At 36.5% G+C, this 7,347-nt stretch carries 1 protein-coding gene; it reads left to right on the plus strand.

The features are described from left to right. On the plus strand, positions 1-7,347 hold a 7,347-nt coding region (locus tag CHB81_RS26440; RefSeq protein ID WP_089354804.1), incomplete at both ends, for an amino acid adenylation domain-containing protein.

Consider the following 7,347-nt stretch of genomic DNA (forward strand, 5'->3'; position numbering starts at 1 on the left):
GCGAGGCAGTTTTACCGAAGCTTAGTTTACAATATGCAGATTATGCCATTTGGCAGCGTAAGTATTTAGAAGGCGAGGTTTTAGAGAATCAGTTATCGTATTGGGAAGAAAAATTAAGAGGTGTAAATACCTTGTCTTTACCTACGGATTATGTTCGTCCTTCTGTGCAGAGCAATGAAGGCGCCAGTGTTTCTTTAGAATTAGGAAAAGAGCTGAGAGATTCATTAAACTCTATATGCAAAGAAGAAGGCGTTACACTTTTTATGTTATTGTTATCAGCTTTTAAAGTATTGTTATCCCGATATAGTAGACAGGATGATATTTGTGTAGGAACACCAATTGCGAATCGAACGCAATCAGAATTAGAAGGAATGATAGGCTTTTTTGTCAATACTTTAGCACTTCGCAGTGATTTAAGCGGTGACCTGAGTTTTAGAGATTTATTGTCACGAGTAAAACAGACAACTCTGGAAGGTTATGACCATCAGTTAACACCATTTGAAAAGGTTGTAGATCGGGTGATTACGACCCGTGATATGAGTATGACGCCATTGTTTCAAGTGATGTTTGATTTTCATAATATAGAATCAAACTCTGGAGAAGTTGTAGAACAAGAAGTCGCTATAAAAGGAGTTACCCTGTCAAATTACGCTTTAGATATGGTTACGGCTCAATTTGATTTAACATTTAGTGTATCAGAGAGCAACCATGGTATTTCATTAGGAATAAATTATTGCACAGCTTTATTTGATAAAGCAACAATAGACCGAATGCTGCTGCATTATCAGGAACTGTTGGTTAGTATTGCAAGCAATATCACGCAACCTATAAGCAGTTTAGCGATGCTTACCAAAGAAGAATCACATCAATTATTGAATGTTTTCAATAACACTGATGTTACTTATCCATTAGATAAAACCGTAGTAGATTTATTTGAAGAACAGGTTAAACGAACACCAAATGCTATCGCAGTTGTTTATGAAAATGAAGAATTAACATATAAAGAATTAGATCAGCGCTCGAATCAGCTGGGGCATTATTTACGTGAACAAGGCGTACAGCCGGATGATCTTGTGGCTATTTGTCTGGAGCGAAGTTTAGAGATGCTAATTGGTATACTGGGGATATTAAAATCAGGAGGAGCTTATGTTCCAATCAAGCCAGATTATCCAACCACTCGTATCTCTTATATTGTTCGGGATATTGGATGTAGTTTGTTGCTTACTGATAGCTCTGCAAAGGATGTTTTGAATCCTTTATTATTAGATGTCACTACGATAGTATTAGAAGGCTCTTCTGCTGTATATAATAACTATTCAGTTGGTTCATTAGATTTATCTTACTCACCTAATTCTTTGAGTTATGTAATTTATACCTCGGGTAGTACTGGCGTTCCTAAAGGAGCAATGATTGATCATTGTGGTTTATTAAATCACCTTTTAGTAATGATAGATGAGTTAGATATGGATAATAATAGTGTTGTAGCTTTTACAGCACCATTCACCTTTGATATTTCAGTATGGCAATTATTAAGTGGTTTGTTATGTGGAGCTCGTATAGCTATTTATAATGAACGCATGATTTTGGATACCTATGATTTTCAAGAAGCTTTATCGACATATCAAGTTACACATCTTCAATTGGTTCCTTCGTATTTGTTAAGTTTATTAGAAACAGGTTCAAGGAAAGGCTTAGAAGATTTACATTATTTTTTAATTACCGGAGAGGCAGCTACGGCATCGTTATTACGATCGTGGTTTTCTTTATACCCTTCTATTCCTGTAGTAAACGCCTATGGTCCGGCAGAAGCATCCGATGATGTGAGTCTTCATATCATGAAAGAATCTCCAAAAAGTGTTGTTGTTCCTGTTGGGAAACCAGTAGCCAATATGTCTTTGTATGTAGTGGATGTCTTTGATAATTTGTGTCCAATAGGTATAGTAGGAGAGTTATGGGTTAGTGGAGTAGGTGTAGGTCGTGGTTATTTAAACCAACCTGAACTTACATCTGAAAAATTTATAAAGAATCCATTTAAAGAAGGTGAACGAGTATATAAGACAGGCGATTTAGCCCGTTGGTTACCAGATGGTATTATAGAATATATCGGTAGAAAAGATGATCAGGTTAAAATCCGTGGCTATCGAATTGAGCTTGGCGAGATCGAAAATATATTATCTTCTTTACCGGGAGTAACACAATGTTGTGTACTGGCTAAAGAAGATACAAGCGGCAGCAAGCGTCTGGTTGGTTATATTGTATTTGAGGGTGATTTCGATAAAGAAGTATTACAAAACCAATTAAAGCTAAGCTTGCCGGAGTATATGGTTCCTCAATTATGGGTGACTTTAGAAGAAATGCCATTAACAAGTAATGGAAAGCTGGATAAGAAGTCATTGCCAGATCCGGATAGTTCAGAATTATCGAGCAAAGAATATGTAGCACCACGTAACGAAACAGAAGCGCAGTTAGCTGAAATCTGGCAGAATCTGTTAGGAGTAGAACGAGTAGGAATTCACGATAATTTCTTCGAATTGGGTGGTCATAGTCTACTGGCTACACGTTTGGTTTCTATGATTCGTAAGGATTTGAGGATAGAAGTTTCTATTCGGGAAGTATTTGAACATACCACGATCTCTGAATTAGGGACTCAAATATCAAAACAGTCAGAAGGGGTTTTATTGCCAAGTATTACTGTAGAGGAGCGTCCTGCTCGTATCCCTTTATCGTTTAGTCAGGAACGACTATGGTTTTTGGATGCATTGCAAGGCAGTACCGAATATCACATTCCTATAGTTCTTAGTTTAGAAGGAACATTAGAGGTATCGATATTGGAACAAACCTTATATGAGATTGTTTCGCGACATGAGGTTTTACGCAGTATGCTTTTATCAGAAGATGGAATCGGTTTTCAGGAAATTATAAGCGCCGAGGACTGGTCATTGGATAAAGCAATTGTATCAGATGAATTATTATTAGAAAACAATATAGCAGACTATGTGAATATACCTTTTGATTTATCGAAAGATTATAAGCTGCGAGCGTGTTTGTATACATTAGGGAATGAGAAGTATGTTCTGGCTTGTGTTTTTCATCATATTGCCAGTGACGGCTGGTCAGAAGGAATCCTGACCCATGAGTTTATGGAATTGTACAGTGCCTTCCAATCCAACAAAACTCCTGATTTGCCGGAGCTTAGTTTACAATATGCAGATTATGCCATCTGGCAGCGCAAGTATTTAGAAGGCGAGGTTTTGGAGAATCAATTATCCTATTGGGAAGCAAAACTAAGCGGCGTAACTACCTTGTCTTTACCTACGGATTATGTTCGTTCTTCTGTGCAAAGCAATGAAGGAGCTGATGTTTCTTTAGAATTAGACCATAACTTGAGAAATTCATTAAATTCTATATGCAAAGAAGAAGGTGTGACGCTGTTTATGTTATTGCTATCAGCCTTTAAGGTATTGTTATCCCGCTATAGCGGACAGGACGATATTTGCGTAGGAACACCAATTGCGAATCGAACGCAATCAGAGTTAGAAGGAATGATTGGCTTTTTTGTAAACATGCTGGCACTTCGCACTGATTTAAGCGGTGACCCTAGTTTCAAAGAATTATTGTCAAAAGTAAAACAGACAACTCTGGAAGGTTATGACCATCAGCTGACACCTTTTGAAAAGGTTGTAGATCGGGTGATTACGACCCGAGATATGAATGTAACTCCATTATTTCAGGTTTTATTTTCATTACAAAATGAGGGTGATAATTTTGAAGAAAAAGACAGAGGTTTAAATGATATTACAATTTCAGGATACGAGTTGGATACCGTTACTTCCAAGTTTGATTTAGCTTTTAGTGTATCAGAGAATAACAATGGCATTTCATTAGGAATAAATTATTGCACAGCTTTATTTGATAAAGCAACAATAGATTGTATGCTGTTGCATTATCAAGAATTGTTGGTTAGTATTGCAAGTAATATCACGCAGCCGATAAGCAGTTTAGCGATGCTTACCAAAGAAGAATCACATCAATTATTGAATGTTTTCAATAACACTGATGTTGTCTATCCAAAAGAAAAGACAGTAGTAGATTTGTTCACCGAACAGGTTAAACGAACACCAAATGCTATCGCAGTTGTTTATGAACAAGAAGAGCTAACCTATAAAGAATTAGATCAACGTTCCAATCAGTTAGCTCATTATTTATTGTCTAATAATAATATTAGCGCAGATAGTCTAATAGGAGTAGTTCTGGATCGCAGTGAATGGTTAATTATTTCGTTTCTTGCTATATTGAAAACAAGTGCAGCTTATGTGCCAATAGATCCAAATTTTCCAGAAGAAAGAAAAACATATATAAAGGAAGATAGTAATTGTAGCATTATTGTAGATATTCTATTACTGGAAACATTCAAAAAGGATAGCTCTTCGTATTCTGATGATTTACCTGAAATACATACAAGTCCTGATAATTTGGCATACGTTATTTACACTTCAGGTAGCACGGGCAAACCTAAAGGGGTTATGATTGAGCATAGAAACTTGGTTCATTTATGTTTTTGGCATCAATCAGCATATTCAGTAACTTCTCAAAGTAGAGGTACTCTATTCTCCGGGGTTGGTTTTGATGCTAGTGTTTGGGAAATTTATCCATACTTGCTTTTTGGAGCTAGTTTATATCCTATTTCTGAAAAATTCCATTACGATTTGGATAAATTTTCAAATTTTTTAATTGAGCATGCTATTACACATACTTACATGCCCACATTATTGTGTGAGAGTTTTATAGATAAAGAAATCTCTTTACCAAACATTACTGTTTTAACAGGAGGAGATGTGTTACACTTAAATAAATCAAGTGATATTACTATTTATAATAATTACGGACCAACAGAAACTACAGTAGTTGCTACTAATTATAAAGTATTAAATACTCCAACCCCAATGGTTAAGATTCCTATTGGTAAGCCTATTGATAATACTCAGGTTTACATTATGAATGAAGGACAGAATCTTTTACCTATTGGAGTTGTTGGAGAATTGTGTATTGGTGGATTGGGCGTAGCCAGAGGCTATTTAAACCAAGAAGAATTAACTAATGATAAGTTTATAGTAAATCCATTTAAAGAAGGCGAACGAATTTATAAGACAGGCGATTTAGCGCGTTGGTTACCAGATGGAAATATAGAATATATCGGCAGAAAAGACGATCAGGTTAAAATCCGTGGTTATCGAATCGAGTTGGGAGAGATTGAGAATGTATTATCTTCTTTACCAGAAGTAACACAATGTTGTGTATTGGCTAAGGAAGATACACATGGAACTAAACGTTTGGTAGGTTATGTTGTACCTGAAGGTGATTTCGATAAAGAAGTATTACAAAACCAATTAAAACTAAGTTTACCTGAGTATATGGTTCCCCAATTATGGGTAACTTTAGAAGTGATGCCATTAACCAGTAATGGAAAGCTCGATAAGAAGTCATTACCGGATCCTGATAGTTCAGATTTATCCAGTAAGGAATATGTTGCACCGCGTAACGAAACCGAAACTCAGTTAGCAGAAATCTGGCAAGAATTATTAGGGATTGATAAGGTAGGAATTCATGATAACTTTTTTGAATTGGGTGGTCATAGTTTATTGGCGACTCGTTTGGTATCTATGATTCGTAGAGAGTTATCAATAGAGATTTCTATTAGAGATGTTTTTGAGTATACCACGATTTCTGAATTAGGAACTCAAATATCAAAACAGACAGAAGGGGTTTTATTGCCTGGTATTGTTGCAGAGGAGCGTCCGGATCGTATTCCTTTATCATTTAGTCAGGAACGATTATGGTTTTTGGATGCATTGCAAGGCAGTACCGAATATCACATTCCTATAGTTCTTAGTTTAGAAGGAGCATTAGATATATCGATACTGGAACAAACCTTATATGAGATCGTCTCGCGTCATGAGGTTTTACGCAGTATGCTTCTTTCGGAAGATGGAATCGGTTATCAGAAAATTATCAGCGCCGAGGGCTGGTCATTGGATAAAGGAATTGTCTCAAATGAGTTATTATTAGAAAATAATATAGCAGGCTACCTGAATAAACCTTTTAATTTATCGAAAGATTACAAGCTGCGAGCGTGTTTGTATACATTAGAGAATGAGAAGTATGTTTTGGCTTGTGTTTTTCACCATATTGCCAGTGATGGCTGGTCAGGGGGAATCCTGACCAATGAGTTTATGGAATTGTACAGTGCTTTGCAGTCTGGTCGTCCGGCAGTATTACCGGAGCTTAGCTTACAATACGCAGATTATGCTATTTGGCAGCGCAAGTATTTAGAAGGCGCTGTTTTAGAGAGTCAGTTATCCTATTGGAAATCAAAATTAAGCGGTGTAAGTACGTTATCATTACCTACAGATTATGTTCGCCCTTCTGTGCAGAGCAACGCAGGAGCAGGTATTTCTTTAGAGTTAGACCAGAAATTGGCAACTTCTTTAAGTGCTATATGTCAGGAAGAAGGTGTTACGCTGTTTATGTTATTGTTATCTGCTTTTAAGATTTTATTATCCCGATATAGCGGACAGGACGATATTTGTGTAGGAACACCAATTGCGAATAGAACGCAATCAGATTTAGAAGGAATGATAGGCTTTTTTGTCAATACTTTAGCGCTTCGCAGTGATTTAAGTGGCGATCCTAGTTTCAAGGATCTATTAGCAATGGTAAAACAAACAACTTTAGAGGGTTATGACAATCAGCTGACACCTTTTGAGAAGGTTGTAGATCGAGTAATTACTACCCGCGATACGAACATGACACCATTGTTTCAGGTAATGTTTGATTTTCAAAACGTGGAATCAAACTCTGAGGAAGCTCTGGAACAAGGAGCCGGTATACAAGGAGTTGCATTATCAAATTACGCTTTTGATATTGTTACAGCTCAATTTGATATAATACTTAGTGTATCCGAAAGCAGAAGTGGTATTTCGTTAGGAATAAATTATTGCACGGCTTTATTTGATAAGGCTACGATTGACCGTATGCTATTGCATTATCAGGAGCTGTTGGTTAGTATTGCAGACAATATCACGCAGCCAATAAGCAATCTGTCGATGCTCACCCAAGAAGAATCACATCAATTACTAAGTATCTTCAACGATACTGATACAGCGTATCCAAAAGATAAAACTGTAGTAGATTTATTCGAAGAGCAGGCTAAGCGTACTCCGAATGCTGTTGCTTTGGTTAATGAAAGTAACTCCATGACTTATAAAGAATTAGATGAGCGTTCGAATCAATTAGTTCATTATCTAAAATCTATGGGTGTGACTAGTGATTCCAGAATAGCTATTTTGT

This window comes from Flavobacterium sp. ov086 (assembly GCF_900187965.1).
GTDB lineage: Bacteria > Bacteroidota > Bacteroidia > Flavobacteriales > Flavobacteriaceae > Flavobacterium.